This window comes from Haloarcula salina (assembly GCF_010119195.1).
Lineage (GTDB): Archaea > Halobacteriota > Halobacteria > Halobacteriales > Haloarculaceae > Haloarcula > Haloarcula salina.
In genome coordinates this window covers 1-16,875 of sequence record NZ_WRXL01000011.1, presented here as the reverse complement: position 1 = coordinate 16,875, position 16,875 = coordinate 1, and the positions used below count along the sequence as shown (strand labels likewise).

The window sequence follows — 16,875 nt, the reverse complement described above, 5'->3', positions numbered from 1 at the left end:
CCCTGCCGGTTTCGCGGTTCCGTCTTGCGGTTACTGGAAGTATGTCGGTAAGTCATTGTTACACCTCGGGAAGGTAATCGCGGCGCTGTTCGGATTTTTCACGCTCGCCACGGCGGTCGTAATGCTTGTCGAGAATCTGGTCGCTCGCATCCAAACGGTCCGACACCACACGGCGCGGGACATCCCCACGCCGATACGCCGTTACTCTGCCACTCCGAACGTCGTGTGGGGACCGAGCGGATGGACACGTCGAAGCCTTCATCGTCTCCGTCGCCTCGCACCCCTCTGGATCGCGGTCATGCGGGCACTCCGCTCCCCGCCAACATGGGCGGGTGACTCTGTACATCGTCGTTCGGAACGTCGACGTAGAGGCCCGACCCTGTTGAGTCGTGATGAGCGGACGGCGGCCGTGTTCGTCGAAAACCGACTCTCGGGGACCGTCGATATAGTCCTGTACGACGGTGGCAACGTGTTCACTGATAGCGTTCCAGCGTTGTCCCTTCTCTCCGTTCTTCAGCGGTGTATCGGACTGTGGGCGATGGACGAATTGGATACCAGGGTCGTTCGCTTCCAGTTCGCAATCATCGACATCTAACCCACGAATCGCGCCCATACGCGCACCGGTATGCCACAGCAGAAGGACGATGACATGGGCTCTCGACGCGTACTGGTACAACCGGAGGTAATCGAGAATCCCATCCGCGCGTTCGGGGTCGAGCGTCGATTCACTCACCTCGCCAGCGCTATTGATCGTCGGCAGCGGTACCTTCGTCCGGAGATCTTCGGGGACAGCATCCACTTCGGCAGCGAAGCGAAGGAACGAGCGGACTGTCGCCAGCTGGCCTCGAAGGGTTATGGGCTCGATGCTATCGCGGCCCTTTCCGTTCCCCTCTCGACGCCAGACGCGATAGGCGTACAGATCTCGCCCCGAAAGATCGTTCAGGTTCTCAATCTCTTCTTCGTGGCAGAACTGCTCGAAAGCTTCCAGCCGGTACTCCTGTGACTGTATCGTGGATTCGGTCAGTTCGTCCTGACGGGCCTTGAGATACATATTGATGGCCCGACCCGGTTCCAACGGTTGGAGGTCACTGCTCACGGCTGCCCACCCCACGGTCAAAGCGGCGGGTCGCGCACTCTATGCAGCTCGGCTTGCGGGTTCGCGCATCAATCCCGTCAGCGTCAGCCCGACAGGTGGCGCAACTGCCGTCGTCAGAACTATTCGATTGCGATACTTCGGTGTTCGTGCGGGGCTGTAGCCCCGTAATGGTGGATTCGCTCATGGTCTACAGAGCGCGAAGCCACCTTTTCGGGCGGTGTACCAGACCGCCCATTCTTCACGAACCAAGGAGAGTCATCTTCAACCGAATCGGGTGCTTCGCATATCCATAAACAGGCCGATTATGCATAAATGCATTGGTGGCCTTCATTTGAATTGTTAGTGAGAAATAAGATAGTCTATACTCTTGTGGGAATTGAATGCGTCAGTCAGGATCTTGGATGACTATCTGGGATGACCGAATACTGGAGATAATCCGCGAGGAGGAATCAGGAACCTCAACAGAGCTCGCAAAGCGGGATGAAATCCATATTGCCCAGTCAACGGTTTCTCGCCGGCTACAGAAACTTGGTGAACACGATCTCCTCCGCCCTCTTGGAAATGGAGTTTACGTCCTCACTGACGAAGGAGAAGCATATCTCGAAGAAAAATACGACGCTGAAAGAGAACGCTACATCAACGGTGGCGGATCTTCCGACGGAGAAAATGGTGCTGATGCGGCTGACGGTCCCGGAATCAACAGTTGACGACGTTGCCCTGAATCATGTCACGCAAGCCCGCCAAATGGATGGTCCCGCTCGATGAACGAATCCTCGAAATACTCAAAGCCGAAGGCTGGTCATCACCGCGATACATCGCGCAGAAAGTATCTTTCCGTGCCTCTGTGGGCCGCGTGCGTGAGCGCTGCAAGATGCTCACCTACGCACAGATGATTGAGCCTCTGACGCCACAATTCCAGAACTACGATATCACAGGGTACGGGCTGCGATATCTGGAAGGAAGACTGGATGCGAGTAATCAGCCGTGGCCATCAGCGAAGAAAGTTCTAAAGAGTTAGGTGACAGGTGCTACACAATGTATTCCTATTCGATTAACTGAGGACGAGTAGAGCGGTCTATAATATACTGATAAGTCCCCCTAAGGAACTGAAGTATGGTTAACAAGAGGTGAAAAATAAGGTGCTTACAGCAACCCCTACGGGGTCAAAGTTATACCATATCGTCTGTCAATAGAAACACTATGGATGTTGAGCAAGTTCTGAGGGCAGCTCCCCTTCTAAAAGGTAGATTACGAAACAGAAGAGAAGAACTCAAGTCGAATTTGATCATTCTCACACTGTCCGAATTTAATGAGGGAGAGCAGATATCCGTTTCTGATATCCAATTAAAACTCCGAGCAAAGCACAATATAGATTTAGAAGAGTCCGCAGTTGATAATATACTCCATGATCTCCAGCCAAGCTATATTCAATCGATGGGTGAAAATGAATATAAAGTACTGAAGGCAGCCTCATTTGACGGTATTGAAGACAGAGTACTTGATTTGTGGCCAGGATATAAAAATATACTATTAGGCCATATCAATGAAATGGATCCTTATGTTGAGAGGAGATTTAAATCAGCATTTTCAGAATTTTTTGAAGAATATATTATTGAATTATCAAACTCTGTGGAAGAATTAGAGGGGAAACAAAAAGAGGTATTATTAACGGATTGGGGAAAGACTGAAGAATTCTGTAACAGAATCGCAGATTCCGAAAATATTGATCAACGTAAGATATTCAGAAATTCCATCAAACAATATCTCGAGGAACCGGACAACGATCTACTGGAGATTGTCGAATCTTGCTACACTGCAGCTGTAAATATAGACTTACTATCTAAAGAAGAAGTAATTGAGTTTCCAGATCTTCCGCAAAGGAATAAGAAGTTGATTATAGATACTAATATTCTGGTTGCATTGTTAGCAAAAACAGATCCACAACACGAGATAGTAGAAATAGTCTGTCAAAGGACAAGTAGTCTTGATTTTGAGATCCGATTTACAGAGGAAACAGAAAGAGAGCTTGATTCGTTAATTGAAGGGTGTAAATCAGAAATGGGTGGTTTGTATTCCGGAGATAGAGAGATTGAATTAGCGAATAATCAGTTTGTTGAGGATTTTGGGCGTCAAGAAGAACGAGCTTGGGAAGATTATATTGGCCGCTTAGAAAATTGGAAAGAAATTGTTGCAGAGGACTATAGTGTAAAGCCGCTTGAGGACAATAGGAGTCCTGATCAAGATATCAAGCAAGAATCTCAGGAACTATTTCTTGAACACAATTCATATGATGTAACGTCGCACAAGTTTAACAATATTCAGAGTGATGCGAAAAATCTTGGAATAGTTGCCTCATACCGGAAACACTCTAATTGGAATTTCGGGCCATTTCTATTGTCTTTTCACCATACACTTACTGAGATTGGCAACAACATTGTAAAAAGTGAAGAGTATGAGGATATGCTCGGAGATCATCCAATAGCAATTCAGCCACGGAGCTGGCTCAACTACGTCATGGCGTTTACTCCTGCAGAAATAGCTACGGATGAAGATAAGAAGAAGACAGTAAGATCAATAATTAAGTTATCTGCGAAGTTCGAAGAAGATATTAATATTGACGAGTATATGCATACCTTAGCTCCAAAAGTTGGGGTTGAGAAATCTAACGAAGAACATCTGAAGAGAATATTAGTTAACCATCCAACTTTATCAGAAGACTTCGAAGACGCTGTATCTGATAATCAAGGTAACCAAGCCGAAAGAGTAGCTAGAGAGATACTGACAGATAAAGAATATTTAGAGCAAGTTGAAGAAGAAAGAGAATATCAGGAAACGATTAAAAGAGCAAGTTCAAGAATTCAAGACTTAGAAGATGAACTTGATAGTCTTAAGGAGTCAACAGATGAAGGGAGGTCCGGAAGTGATGAAGTTGAATTAAGATCCAGGTTTTCGAGCATTTCTCAGGATTTCAGCAATTCAATGGAACAATCTTTTGATGAATCTATTTTTGACAAGCCCCCAGCTAAAGATGCGGATGTCAAAGAGATTAAAAATTGGATTGAAATAACGGTAGCAATGTTACAAATGAATGATAGCGATCTGGATGCTTCTGAGTCACTAAGATCAGAACTGGAAGATGTTTTGGCTGAAGCGATTGAATTATCTTCAGAATAGTTATTGGTTTGATATTGATTTTATCATTAAATAAGCAAATATAGAAGTTATACCAGCAAGAAAAACCTGATATATCGTCAATATATGTCCCGATAGAACTAAGACATCGAAAGGAGGGTTAATTAAAGCCAAGAGAGGGAGCACAATACCAAAGAATAAGAATGGGATAGTGAAGTTCGGAAGGTGACTATACCACACATCATCATCAAGAATTGTATTCTCTGACTTTGCTGACACATCTTTCAAATCATCTTCGAATTCTTTGAATATATTCGAAATAGATATTAAATTATCGCCTGTTAAGTTAGAATTGCCGTTTTCTGAATCTATGTGTGAATCAATCCATTCTGATGTATTTTTATACTTTGTTTCTTGGTTCTCAACAAAGATATCATCCGATAGGTTCACATTTTCATGGTCAGATTTGGTTTCTACCTCATTTATCAGAGAACCATCAGGATTGGAGGTGATATCAGCGATGTACTCGGATGCCGATTGTAGCTCCGTTATTTCTTGTTTTGAAATAAGATTGTCTTTTTTTGATTGTATAGAGGGAGAAATATTATTCAGTATAGATCTACACTTGTAAGAAAGCATGGATATTTTTGAGCATATCGGCCTTTCAAATTTCTCGTTCGATAGATTTCTGATTTCGTCAACCGACAACTCATCAACGGACACATCATAGTTACTAGGTTCAAATGATTTATTAAATGGTAATTCAATCATTTCAACAATTTCAAACATCAGGTTCTCATATTTATTTCGTGTCTTGAGTAGCGAACTTCTGAGTTCTTCGGTCCGGTTACGTCTCTCGCGTATTTCTAGCTGATGTAGTGCCACCGTTATCGTGATTATGAAGCCGAATAGCGCTGATGATATTTGCGCTAATGTTGAAAAAAATCCAGAGCTTGTAACCATCGGTTATTGCAGATATGGTAGTTTGAAACACTATAATATACGGTGCTTCCTTTTCAATGGTCCAACAGAACGCAAATGAGAATTCTTTGATGTCTATAAACTCTATCTACATTCTCTACTGAAAATTCTGGAACGAAGGTGCAATTCTTCAGCTGTTCTACGGCACTGTTTAACAACGGTCAGAGCTATTTCTTGTCGACATTAATAGTCTCCTGAACTTGGATTTCGTACGTACCGGGTACGTATAATGTCTCAGCGATTTCGCGTTTCTGTTGAACAGTCAAATCGTCCCGAGCCAGTACCTCCTGTATTCGCTCGTCGATTCGCCAGGAAAATTCCGCGGAGCGCATGAGTGCCTTCGTCTTGTTGCAGTCCCAGAACTTGGTGGCCTGCTCAATAGTGTCCGTGCGGTGCGCGTGCTTTCCGTCTTCACGGATTCGCATACCGACTACTCGTGAACACAAGGGCAAAAGAGAGGTATTCTCGACAAACTCGAAACCCGATTACTGATAAAGACCGCCGCGGCCCATGCCCATCGCTCGCCGATAGCTTCCACTTAGCCCACGACACCCACCGAATATGCACACGGTTAGATCCTCCTCGTGTGCATATCGCGTCGAGTGCGCTCTTCGAGCTGCGACCCCATGGAGGGCCCTAACAATATCTGGATTGGACGTGTAAAATGTGGTTCAAGCCGGGCTTGAATCTGGATAACAATCGAAGTAAATATGGGAATCGCCTCTAACAAGTCATCTGCGGGTTGGTTCCCGCTGAAATCAAAGGGATAATACTGGTCTTGAACCAGGGGGTCAAATCCAGGCCCCTCCTTCGTCGCACACCGCTTTTGTACCTGATGTCGTCACTTCAAGCCAGTATTGAAGCAGGTAAGTTCAGACAAACAATAAATCGGATTTAATACCTACTGCGGAAATTTTCTTTCCGTAATGGATCTGAAAGAACTATTCCATGATGACGACGCCGTTTCACCGGTCATCGGCGTCATATTGATGGTAGCGATTACAGTTATCCTTGCAGCCGTCATTGCATCGTTCGTGCTGGGCCTCGGCGACCAGGCACAGCAGGCAACCCCGCAGGCGAGTTTCTCGTTTGATTACAGCCAAGCCGGTGATGACGGGTCTGGGAACACGATCGGCAAGTTAGCTGTAACCCACGATGGTGGAGATACAATAGAAGCTCAGGAGCTCTATGTCCGTGGAAGTGATTTCACTGACGAAACAGATAGTGATTACAGTAGCAACTTAGATATCGGTACTGGAACCACCAAAGCCTGGACTGAAAAGTACTCTAGTGGCAGCGAAATTAGTGCAGGCAGCTCTATTGATGTAGCTGTTCAGAGTACGTACGACGTTCAGGTAGTCTACGAACCCACAGAAGGGGATACTTCTGCCACCTTGGCAGAAGACAGCGGACCTGACGCGTAACGCCTTCATTCTTCATTTTTCGAAAATACGATCAGAGACATCTCTCGGTAACTACCTGGCTTTTACCGGAACACACCGGTCTCTCGTTCGTCCGTCTAAGACGGATGAGAACCCTATGTTCGGAAAGATCGACATCGAAGACGCCCTGGCCGGTGTGATTTTCACCGCCAGCGCGTTCGTCACCAACGGTATCGCTTCGATCAGCCTACTCGGCTACGACCTCGGCGCGTCCGTCGCGACCGTCCAGAACACGAGCATCAACCTCGCTTTCCTGCTCTCTCTCGGCGCTCTCGCGGCCGCCTACGCGACGAACCGAGTGAACCAGTCCCGTGCGAAGAACTACGAACTCAACACCGACCTCGTGGACATCGCCAAGGGCTCGGCCACCGTCGAGACCTACCTCTCGCTCGGAACCCTCGTCATCGTCCTGTTCACCGGCCTCAACATCCTCGGTGCACAGGATATCGTAGTCGGGTCGGCCGCCATCGGTCTCACCGTCGTCGCTGTCGAGGCCGCCGGCTACTACGTCATCAGCTACCTCGGGTGATCTCCGATGGACCGTATACTCAGCTACGGACTCGTCGGGACTATCGGCGTCTCCGCATCGACGATCTCTGCCGCCGTCGTCGGCGACCCCTTCCCAGTCGTCGTTCCCGCCGTCGCCGCCACCGGCGTGATCGGCGCGCACCACGTCCGCGACCGCGACGACCTGGAACCCGCCAGCGACCAAGACGTGCGCGAGCACATCGAACAGGTCAAGGCCGACGGAGGTCAGCCGTGACCCGCGCCGGATCAGTCCTGCTCGCCGCACTCGTCGTCGTCTCGACGGTCGCCGTGGGCTTTGGGCCGGGACTCGCCACCGCGCAGAGTGACACTATCGGCTACTCTTACACTGGCGGGGCCGACGTGCTGGTTGTCGACACATCGGACCTCTCGGGGTCGTTCACCGTCGAGTACACCACCCGCGAAGTTCCCGGAACCAGCGGCTCACAAACCGTTCTCTACCGGAACGAGTTTTCGGCGGCCGGCGTCAAGAAGGACCGGCTGCTGTTCTACAACGAGGGAGCCTACGGGACCGTCAACGTCACCGTCTCCAACGTCTCCGGCTCCCCGACGTTCAACTCGCTACACCCCGGAGACTTCGGCGTCCAACCCGAAACCGGGACGGTCGTCGGCTCGACCGGCGGCGACGCCGATCTCCAACCCGGCCTCATGGAACAGATCGCCGCCGCTGTCCGCCCGCAGGTCCCCCAACTCGATGCGATGCCTCAGCCCGGCAGTACGACGGTCAACACGACTGGTCTGGACGCACAGCAAGCGAAACTGGATATCTACCTCGCTGCCCAGAACTCCAAAGCCAGCGCCACGAACTACCAGACCTCGCTGAACAACACACTGGAAGGCTCGAAGAATCAAGCCCGGATTCTCGGCAAGAACGCCTACATCCGCGCACTCAACAACGGGAGTAGCAAGGCGGCGGCCAAAACCAAAGCGAAGCAGGCCGTCGCGGACTACTACGCCACCAAACAGCGCAATCTGGCGAACGAGTTCACTCGTCATGCTGAGAACACGCAATATCTCTCTCAGAAGTCCTCTCAGGATAGCTTAGGGATGTTCACCCTCGTCGGCACTCCTGATGATAGCAGTTCTGATTCGAACTTCAACATCTACGACTACAGGCAGACGACAGAAACGCTCGTCAACGGCGATACCGTCACCGTCACCGGTCCATACTTCGGATTCTACAAATCCGACTTCCGCGGCGGCCGGACCGTCGGCCCAAGTGACGTGCTGCCGCGAACGACGACCACTGATGACGCGGCATGGTACGAAGCCGACGGTATCCAGGTCGCTGGCACGGACACCACGAGTTCATTCATGGCGATGGATTTCAGCGCGTACGGCAACCGCTGGTCGGATATCCAGAACCAGAATCAGCAGGTCCAAAACGAGATGGATACACTGGCGAACAACACCTACGACGCCTATCAGGCCGGCGAAATCAACAACTCGGATTTGGTAGATCCGTATCTGCTCGCCTCGGAGTACTCCGCTGGTGACAGCCATCAGTCCTGGGCTGCCGCGCAGCTCACGCTGCTCGGGCAGAACTCTCCCGAGAACTTCGACCAGATCGGGAGCTTCAACGTCACGACTGGAAGCGGTACGCAGTACGAAGGTGTCCTGTTCTCCGCCGACAACCCCGCGAGCGGCCAGTTTGAGGTTAACCAGACCTACGACGCGGCCAACATCTCCGGCACGCAGTACGTCGTCACCAGTGACCGCATCGTCGAGTTAGAAGGCACGTTCACTATCGACCGGATCACCGACCAGAACGGTCAGACCATCAAGAACGTCACTATCCAGAAAACCACCTACCAGACCACCAACGTCACCGAACTCAAACAGCAGTACGCGGACCTCCGCCAGAAGTACAACGAAATCGAAGCCCGAAAACAAGCGATGAATTCGGGCGGCAGCGGCGGCGGCTTCCTCGGCGGCGGGAACGTGAGTCCCATCGTCGCGCTCGCCATCATCGGCACGCTGCTCGCTGTCGTCGTCTTGCAGAACTAACCCACCCATGCGTTCCATTTTCTTCGTCGCGCTGCTCGTGGTCAGCCTCAGCTGCGTCAGCGCCCCGACCGCCGCACAGTCCGCGGGGAACCTCCCCGTCGAAACGCCCGGCCCACAGCCCACGGACCAAAGCTCGGACACGAACGCCACCCGCGTCGACGGGAATACGGAAATCGTCGATTCGGTCTACCGACCGGACGAAAGTGTCGCCCGGATCACGCTCCGGTCGAGCGCCACCCAGGTCGTCACGATCTCCGACGCCGGCCGCTTCCAGGACGGCGGCAAGATCCCCGTCCGCACGGTCGCGCTTGAATCCGGCGAGACCACCACCGTCGAGATTCCGGTGACCGAGCAAGACGGCTACGTCGGCGTCGCCATCTCCACCGAGAACACGCCCCTGTACGCCGAAATTGTCCGCCAGCCGTCCGGCGACGGGCTCGATATCCTCCGCGCGCTCTCGTCACTCCAAGCGTGGCTCGCTGGCGCGGGTGTCGCGTTCGTCTGGATGATTATCGCCGGCTGGAACGTCATGCGCGGCGAGAACGGCCGTCCGGAGGTGGCCTGAATGCCCGCGCCCACGTTCGCCGACAACCGCGACCGGCTCACGTACCTCCTCGCCGAGTACAAACTGCTGGTCACCGGGATGATCCTCGGCGCGGCCGTCCTGGTCGTCTACTATCAGCCTCAGCTTCCCACGCCCCCGACGTGGATTCCGGCTATCGCTGTCGGCTGGCTGGTGCTGGCGATCCCCTGCTATCTCGTCGGAGCGAAGATCGCCCGCTGGCTTCGCCGGCGCAACTGGGTCGAGGTTCACCACGTCAACGCTGTCGACGATACGACCGAGAAGTACTACGTCCCGCCGCAACTCTGGCGTGAGAAGGAAATCGACGGTCCGGACCCGTACCCCGTCAACGGCGGCAGTGCGTGGGCCGTCCGCGAGTACGAGTACCTCGAAGACATCGACCAGCTCCGCGTCGAGGGCGTCTGGCTCGAAGGCTGTCAGGACACCCAACTGATGACCAGCAAGAAGCAGATGCAAGACATCCACGGCTGGCTCATCGACCGTGCCGAGGAACTCGCCGCTATCCGTGGCCGCTGGTCCCGTGGCTCGGTCGAACTCCAGCAGAAGCTCGTCACGGCCGAAGCCGAAGCGAACGAGCGCGGCCAGATGATCCAGAAGACCGCCGCCAAGGACACCTTCGGCGACCTCATCGAGGACGGCGAAGACTTCGACGACGCTCCGACGATTCACGACCTCACCGACGCACCCGACCCCACGGCCGACGCCGCCGTGGGCGATGGGCGGGCAGTCCCGATCGATCAAACCCAAGACCCGCAGGTGAACGATGACTGACGATGGAACCGACCTCTACACGCCCGCACAGTTCCGCGAGTACCAAGACGGCTACGGACAGCGCGATCCCGACGAGGTACACGCACATGCCGGCATCGTCCGTGACGAGAAGCTATCCCGGTATCTCTCGATACTCGAAACGCACTACGACCCCCAGCGATGCGACCGCCCGGAGAAGATGCCCGGACAAGCCAAAGACCTCCGCCACGTCCGCGACATCATCCGTATCGAAGGGACCGAAACCGCCCGCCGAGCGATGGCCAACGGTGATATGCAATCTTTGAAGCAGTTCACCGGCGACGCCGGCCAGCGCGCCGACATCTCCGGTATCAAGGCCATCGACCAACTGCGCGCACAGATGACTGGCCCCGCGCCGATGTTCTACGAGTGGGCCGAACCCGGTACGGGGAAGTCCAATTTCGCCTGTCTGCTCGGCCAACTCTGGAAGGAACAGCACCCTTCGGACGCACTGGTCGCCTCGAACATCCGGACGCTCGAAGAGACCGACGAGTGGACCGACAAGCACGGCGAGCGTCGGGACGGTTGGCTCGCCAACTACGGCGAACTGAACGAGTGGCTCAAACAGGACGGCGACCCCATGCACAACGAACAGGCCCCGAAGCTGTTCATCTTCGACGAGGCCAGCAGTAACGCCGGCGGCGGTGGCAAGGACGGCTACGACACGAAACAGAAGCTCGGGCCGCTCACCTACAAGATCCGCAAGTACGGCGGCTCGCTCATCGTCATCGGCCACGACGGCCGCGACGTGCATCCGCTGGTTCGGGAACTCGCCGTGTGCGTCCACAAAGAAGGGCTGAAAGAGGCGACATTCTACGAGGACGTGAAAGGACGCAAGGGCGTGAATCCGATTTTCTCGGTATCGGGCATCCCCGAGACTGATTGGCGCTACGACGACAAGGAGCCAACCACGTGGTCCTGGTCGAGCGGCGAGGAAGACGAGGATGGAGTAGACCCGGCGGACCTCTCGCGGAAGCTCGCGATCTACACAGTCATCACGGCGAAAGAGGCAGACCCGGACAGACCAAACCACGAAATCGCCGATTTCGTGCCATACAGCGCCGAATGGGTACGACAACGCTGGAACGAGTACGAACACGACAGCGACCACCGAAACGTGGTTGGCGAGGTGACGGAGCTAACCGCATGACAGCGACGGTATTCGAGAAAACCAACAACAACCAACCCCCCGGCGTACCCTCTGTATTGGCCCATAGCCGGCGCTCGCTGTCGCTCGCTTGGAGAGCCATGGGCAACGGCCGAAAACAGGCCGGAGGAGTATCTATATATGACGCACGCGAGGCGCGAAGATGAGTCGAAGCCACAAAGCCAATCACTACGGGACGCTCGTCGAGCGCAAAGCTGTCGAGCGATACGACCTCGATCTCGACAGGTGCAGCTGGCACGACGCGAAGCGACCCGACGGAACGCCGGTCGAAATCAAGTCCGCGATGCACCGGCACGCAGATGGACAGCCTGGGACATTCAAACTCTACGACCAGTACCACGAGCAGCTACGAGCGGCAAACGGATGGTACGTGTTCGCCGTGTATCGGGTTCGTGGGCGTGGTGTGGAAGTTTTGCACTGGCGATTACTACATTCTTCACAGTTGCCTAATCTGAACTGGCACGGAGGAGGGGACCATCGTGGGGCACTACAAGCAAAGATTAGTATTAATTGGCTCTGTTGAAATCCTCAACCGTTGATAGTTTTCTGAGGCCGTGCTGAATACAGCACGCATCTTCAGAACTTGCGGGTACTTGAGCGTGAGCAATTCGGGGGGTGAATTTGAGTTCAGCTATGCCTCAGATTCATAGTTTTGGGATTAAAAAAATGGCGTCAAGAACAAGCAAATGAAATGCAGTCAATTAGTTCCTAGAATTTTAACAGAATTTATTAATTATATTTCTGAATAGTACACACTTATTACTTAATTTGAGTGACAAAATATTCAATTAGCCCAAATCAGTATGTATTTAGATAGTGGATTGGTTCAAGAAGATTAAGAATAGCTCCAGTAAAGGGAAGTCAATTATATTGGGAGATCGAATGAGTGGAGCTATTATTGGACTGTTACTGGCCGTATTGATTCAGCCGTATGCAACCGCTTTTATGACAGATATTTATGTCAGGGCTGACGCCCCTACGTACGCTGCTCCTCCTATTGATATCGAGGTTAACAATCAAAATGTGTCATATCAAGAGGGAAAGACTGTCCCAGATTTTGGTGGCATGGAATGGAAATCTGAATATGAAGTGCATAGATACGATTTTCAAAATCAAGGAAATAATAAAATCAGTAAATTAAAATTAATTATTCAGCACCCAGGCTGCATTGTTCATTCAAATACAAAAGGGCCATCCGTAGGAGGTCAGGTGACTGTTAAGAATACTTTTAGTTATCGAGTAAGTGGTGACTTGGCGACTCTTTCACGAGATAATTCGAAATTAGATGTATATCACTGCACAAAGACAGTAGTAATGAGAGATATTCTTCCAAAAGAAGAGCGGTCATTTGAATTTGTGGTAACTCAAAAATTCGATCAGTGTGACTATTTAGTCGCTTTCAGTCCCGATGAGAAGGTTCAAGTTAGATACAAATGGCCAGAAAGAGGGAAAATCTATTCAGAGAGAACTTCTATCAAAATGTCAGGTATGCCAATCGAATACCAACAATCACGAAATCTTCCTTATACCGCCACTCGAGCGAGACTAGTAGGAGAAGACGGTCCAACTACATCTAACTACTTGATTGGTGTTAACGTTGATAGAATAAATGATGGTCTAGCGGCTTGCTATCATCTCAACGAATCCGCCTCTACGGGATAATGGAAAGAAAGACCACTGAGCTGTAGATTAGAGGCCCTGCGGTGTATTTTGGAGAGGTGGCCTTAGCCACACGACTAAGGGGAACCCGGAAGCTCGCTTTCCGGGTTCCCCCTGGTCGCGCGGCTGGGTGACGTGACCGGAGGGAACGAACCCAGCCGCGCGACGCGCGATTTTCGGGGGAAAGTACACATTATTGCCGCTAAAACAGTGTGAGAGGTAGTGATGCCTCTATCCAGGGGGCCCGGCTACCCGCCGCGCCACTCGTCGGCCGGCGGACAGCCGGCCGCTTTCCACGCCTCGAAGTCGAAGCCTTTGCGGCCCTGCTCTGCGGCGCGTGCTTCCCGTCGATGGCCGCCCGCATCGTACGCCGTGCGGATAGCTGCCGACAGGTCGCGGAACCGCTCACGGCCCGTCTGCGCCGTCTCCACGACGACGTGAACGCCGTAGGTGTTCGCCTCCACGCACTCCGTGTACGCCGTCTGAATCTCCCGAAGTATCGTCCGGGCTTCGTCGAGATCGTCCGGCGTGTAGCCCACCGTCAGCAGTTTCCGGCAGTCGTCGGCGTCCGTCTCCGAGATAGCGTACTCGCGACGAATCCGCGCCCATCGCGACCGGGCACGTTCCTCAGCAGCGTCGGCCAGTTCCATCGCGGCGCTACCGATCTCTTGCTCGAACCGATCACCGGCGGCCCGCACACGTTTCAGTAGTTCCTGCTGGATCTTCTTCGACGACAGTTCCAGTTCGCCGTAGGTGTGTTCAATCAGGCCTTCCATCCGGTCGATCACCGTCCGGATCGTCCGGTAGGTGTAGCCCGTCCGCTCGGCTGCCGCCTGGGGCGAGACCTTCCCGCCGTCCGTGAGCAATAGTTCCGTCACGTCGCGGTCTGCGGCGGTCATGTCCCCCCACAGTTGCATCACCCGATGTTCCTGGTCGTCTTCGATCTTCGGCAGCGGACACTGCACGAATTTCCGCGCTTCCGTTGTATCCCGAACGTCCCAGAACGGATCGAAGTCGACGAACACGCCGCTGTCGGCGCTGGTCGCCAACCCACACCACTCCAGACAGTTCAAGATCGTTTCTTCCAGCTCGCGCCGCGCGTCGTCGAGGTCGTCCCACCGAACGGTTTCCTCGGTCCGACTGGTCTGGTAGGCGACTTCGAATTTCGGATGGTACAGCGCATGATCCGGTTCGTAGTTCTCCGGGTGGTTCGGGTAGTAGTGCTTGAGTTCCTTCCCCAGCCCATGCCCACGGACCAACTGGTCGGCCTTCTCGTCTTCGACGGTAGCGGTGACGTAGTAGCCCGGCAGTTTCGTGTTGTCTTCGACGTGCTTCCGGTAGCCCGACCGGTCGCCCTGAATCAGCGTGTGACACCGTGCAATCGGGCCGTCCGGCGCGTACAGCGGCCCGCTGTCGGATCGATACAGCCGGACGTAGTACGCGAGGTCGCTGATGTGACTGTCGGGGTGTGGGTGGTCGAAGTACCGCGCGGCGATTCCGTAGGCGTCCATCACGCGCTTCACGAGCGTCAGATACTCCTCGTGGGGCAGGTTCGATGCCTGCACCTGCACGTCGATATACGGCGCGCCGTAGTCCGGCACAGACACGGGTTCGCCATCTGAGGTGAGGTTCGGCCACCGTGGCCGGACGGTGATCGTCCCGCCCTTCACGCGCTTGTCCCGATCTGCTCGCTTCCCCTCGTAGGTCGGCGAGTCCTTCGCGACAAAGTAGAATTGGAACTCGCGGACGTTCTGAATCTGGAACTCGGGATTGTCCCACGCATCCAGACCGCTTTCAGAGTAGTCGAAGCAGGTGGCCCACGTCTCGCCGTTGAAATCGATGTCACGGGTCGGCTTCCCTTCGGTTTCCCAGCGGTCGCCCCACTCCTTAATGAGCGAGTCCATCGCGTAGTAGGGTTTCAGCCCGTAGTCTGGAACGCCAGGGTCGGGATGAACGCCAATGGTAAAGCGCACGTCGCCCTCATGAGGGGCGCACTTGAGGTGCCGCGACATCCCTATCTCCCGCCCTCGATCTCCGCGACGGCGCGCTCTACTTCGGCCTGACTCTCCGCAAGTGGTTGGAATTTTGCCCAGTCGAAATGAAGGGGTTCGCCCGTCTCGACATCGTACAGCCGGGAGGCTCGGACGAAGCCCGTCACGCGCTGGTCACCTCGATTTTCTCGCGGGCTCGCCGAAGCAGGTTCCCGACTGTACCGGGAGCGCGGTCAGTCTTCCGGGCGTACTCACGCGGCCCATACTGGCCCATGCCCACAGCCTCGTACACCTCGCGTTCGGCGTCAGTTAACGGCGACAGGTCCGGTTCGTAGTCGAAGAGTGACGCCTGTAGCGTCACGCCTGCTTACCTCCCGTGACTTCGACGAATTCGTGAAGTGCCCGCTGTCGAAGTGTTTCGGGGAGCGGGACGTTCGGGGTACTCGGACAGTAGTGGAGCAGGTATTCGACGAATTCGCGGGGGATAGCCGACCGGATCTCGGATTCAGACCAGTTGGCGGGAACACCTTTCGCGGCGGCGAGTTCGTGCCTGACGTATTCGGACCCTAGCGAGATTTCGCACGTGCCACTCTCACAGGCGTCGGGGACGGTGAACGACGTTTCGAAGTGGCGCTGGTTGTTGATCGGGAGGCCGAAGGCCAAGCCGTTCAACCGAGCAGGTTCACGAAGATCGTCACAGGTAGCGACGTTCTCGATAATGTAGTGCTCGGGGTTGACTGCCTCGATGACCTCGCGAACGTTCAGGTCGGCAAACGTGGGATAGCGCTCTTTCGGCGTCTGGTCCCAGTCGTACCGGCCCATATTCGCCCACGACAGCCGCGAATAGGCCTGACACCGCGGTGAAAGCCATAATAGTTCCGGCGACGGGAACCGCTCCATGAACGCGACGTGTGAGGCATCGGCTCGGACGAACTGGCCCGGATACTCGTCACCGTACTCCTCTATGTCGACACCGACGTGTCGCACAGGGAGGTCACTGAGTGCGAGACCAACTCCACCGGGACCGCTGTAGGCGTCGATAACCAGCGGATGATGCGTCACCGCCACTCACCTCCGAAGCACTCCGGGTTCCCACAGAGTTTGTAGTGGGGCCGATACGCGGCGATAGGAACGTCCGTGAACTCGGCGTCATTGCGGTACTCACCTTCGGGACAGGCGGGTTGTGGCTCGTCGGCGTCCGGGTCGAGGCGATGCAGAGTGTCCGCATACTGCGAACGGTTCCGCACGCCCTTCTCAGGAACCGTAGCGGGCGATGACGCCTTACTCATCGCTCGCACCTCCGAATCGCAAAACCGCCAGACGGCGGCAACCCCCAACAAGAGGCTTGTTGAACTCAGGTTTCAGCGGGGGTGTTGGAGAGCGGCGGAAACGTGGATTAAAGCACGCTCGTGTACCTGATGCTGCCGAACTGTTTCGGTCATGAAACGGGCAGAAGCGGGATGGGCCCTGCCGGATTTGAA

At 54.0% G+C, this 16,875-nt stretch carries 17 protein-coding genes; 11 read left to right on the top strand and 6 right to left on the bottom strand.

What is annotated here, in order from left to right; genetic code table 11:
- Positions 1–58 precede the first annotated feature (58 nt).
- A complete protein-coding gene (locus GM656_RS18900; RefSeq protein WP_162415269.1) occupies positions 59–1,051 on the bottom strand; it encodes a tyrosine-type recombinase/integrase in 993 nt (330 codons plus the stop codon).
- A 425-nt stretch (positions 1,052–1,476) separates the two neighbouring features.
- Here GM656_RS18900 and GM656_RS18895 point away from each other — a divergent pair, with 425 nt between their 5' ends.
- Both GM656_RS18895 and GM656_RS18890 read left to right on the top strand, forming a co-directional pair.
- Positions 1,477–1,803 carry an arginine repressor gene (locus GM656_RS18895; RefSeq protein ID WP_004515349.1) on the top strand — a complete coding sequence of 109 codons (327 nt, stop codon included), beginning with the start codon at positions 1,477–1,479 and terminating at the stop codon, positions 1,801–1,803.
- A gap of 493 nt (positions 1,804–2,296) precedes the next feature.
- Positions 2,297–4,270: a hypothetical protein gene (locus GM656_RS18890; RefSeq protein WP_162415266.1), complete on the top strand. Its 1,974-nt coding sequence runs from the start codon at positions 2,297–2,299 to the stop codon at positions 4,268–4,270.
- On the opposite strand, the gene GM656_RS18885 is transcribed toward GM656_RS18890, so the two are convergent.
- Complete coding sequence (locus tag GM656_RS18885) at positions 4,271–5,191, bottom strand: hypothetical protein (protein WP_162415265.1); 921 nt, start codon at positions 5,189–5,191, stop codon at positions 4,271–4,273.
- A gap of 185 nt (positions 5,192–5,376) precedes the next feature.
- Positions 5,377–5,634 carry a DUF7692 domain-containing protein gene (locus GM656_RS19680; RefSeq protein WP_449405228.1) on the bottom strand — a complete coding sequence of 86 codons (258 nt, stop codon included), beginning with the start codon at positions 5,632–5,634 and terminating at the stop codon, positions 5,377–5,379.
- Positions 5,635–6,135: 501 nt separating this feature from the next.
- Between GM656_RS19680 and GM656_RS18880 the strand changes: the two genes are divergently transcribed.
- The 9 genes from GM656_RS18880 to GM656_RS18845 all read left to right on the top strand — a co-directional run bounded on the left by GM656_RS18880 (position 6,136) and on the right by GM656_RS18845 (position 13,406).
- Positions 6,136–6,633: a type IV pilin gene (locus GM656_RS18880; RefSeq protein ID WP_162415264.1), complete on the top strand. Its 498-nt coding sequence runs from the start codon at positions 6,136–6,138 to the stop codon at positions 6,631–6,633.
- Between the two features lie 115 nt (positions 6,634–6,748).
- The gene (locus GM656_RS18875; protein WP_162415263.1) at positions 6,749–7,180 is read left to right on the top strand and encodes a hypothetical protein; all 432 of its coding nucleotides are present in this window, start codon (positions 6,749–6,751) and stop codon (positions 7,178–7,180) included.
- A gap of 6 nt (positions 7,181–7,186) precedes the next feature.
- Entirely contained in the window at positions 7,187–7,414 is a 228-nt protein-coding gene (locus GM656_RS18870) for a hypothetical protein (RefSeq protein WP_162415262.1), read from the top strand.
- Positions 7,411–9,204, top strand: coding sequence for a hypothetical protein (locus GM656_RS19195; RefSeq protein WP_174243011.1), 1,794 nt, complete (start codon positions 7,411–7,413; stop codon positions 9,202–9,204). The genes GM656_RS18870 and GM656_RS19195 overlap by 4 nt, the downstream gene beginning before the upstream one ends.
- Before the next feature lie 7 nt (positions 9,205–9,211).
- The gene (locus tag GM656_RS18860) at positions 9,212–9,769 is read left to right on the top strand and encodes a hypothetical protein (protein ID WP_162415261.1); all 558 of its coding nucleotides are present in this window, start codon (positions 9,212–9,214) and stop codon (positions 9,767–9,769) included.
- A complete protein-coding gene (locus GM656_RS18855; RefSeq protein WP_162415260.1) occupies positions 9,770–10,558 on the top strand; it encodes a hypothetical protein in 789 nt (262 codons plus the stop codon).
- Positions 10,551–11,726 (top strand): hypothetical protein, encoded by a 1,176-nt coding sequence (locus tag GM656_RS18850; RefSeq protein ID WP_162415259.1) that lies wholly within the window; start codon positions 10,551–10,553, stop codon positions 11,724–11,726. Before GM656_RS18855 ends, GM656_RS18850 begins: the two co-directional genes overlap by 8 nt.
- Positions 11,727–11,886: 160 nt before the next feature.
- On the top strand, positions 11,887–12,267 hold the full coding sequence (locus GM656_RS19650) for a hypothetical protein (RefSeq protein WP_367397977.1): 381 nt from the start codon (positions 11,887–11,889) through the stop codon (positions 12,265–12,267).
- Between the two features lie 293 nt (positions 12,268–12,560).
- A complete protein-coding gene (locus GM656_RS18845; protein WP_162415258.1) occupies positions 12,561–13,406 on the top strand; it encodes a hypothetical protein in 846 nt (281 codons plus the stop codon).
- A gap of 245 nt (positions 13,407–13,651) precedes the next feature.
- On the opposite strand, the gene GM656_RS18840 is transcribed toward GM656_RS18845, so the two are convergent.
- From GM656_RS18840 to GM656_RS18830, 3 genes are all read right to left on the bottom strand, one after another.
- A complete protein-coding gene (locus GM656_RS18840; protein ID WP_241692822.1) occupies positions 13,652–15,415 on the bottom strand; it encodes a DUF7845 domain-containing protein in 1,764 nt (587 codons plus the stop codon).
- 142 nt (positions 15,416–15,557) lie between these two features.
- Positions 15,558–15,755 carry a helix-turn-helix transcriptional regulator gene (locus GM656_RS18835; RefSeq protein ID WP_162415257.1) on the bottom strand — a complete coding sequence of 66 codons (198 nt, stop codon included), beginning with the start codon at positions 15,753–15,755 and terminating at the stop codon, positions 15,558–15,560.
- Positions 15,752–16,456: a DNA cytosine methyltransferase gene (locus GM656_RS18830; RefSeq protein WP_162415256.1), complete on the bottom strand. Its 705-nt coding sequence runs from the start codon at positions 16,454–16,456 to the stop codon at positions 15,752–15,754. The genes GM656_RS18835 and GM656_RS18830 overlap by 4 nt, the downstream gene beginning before the upstream one ends.
- Positions 16,457–16,875: the final 419 nt, after the last annotated feature.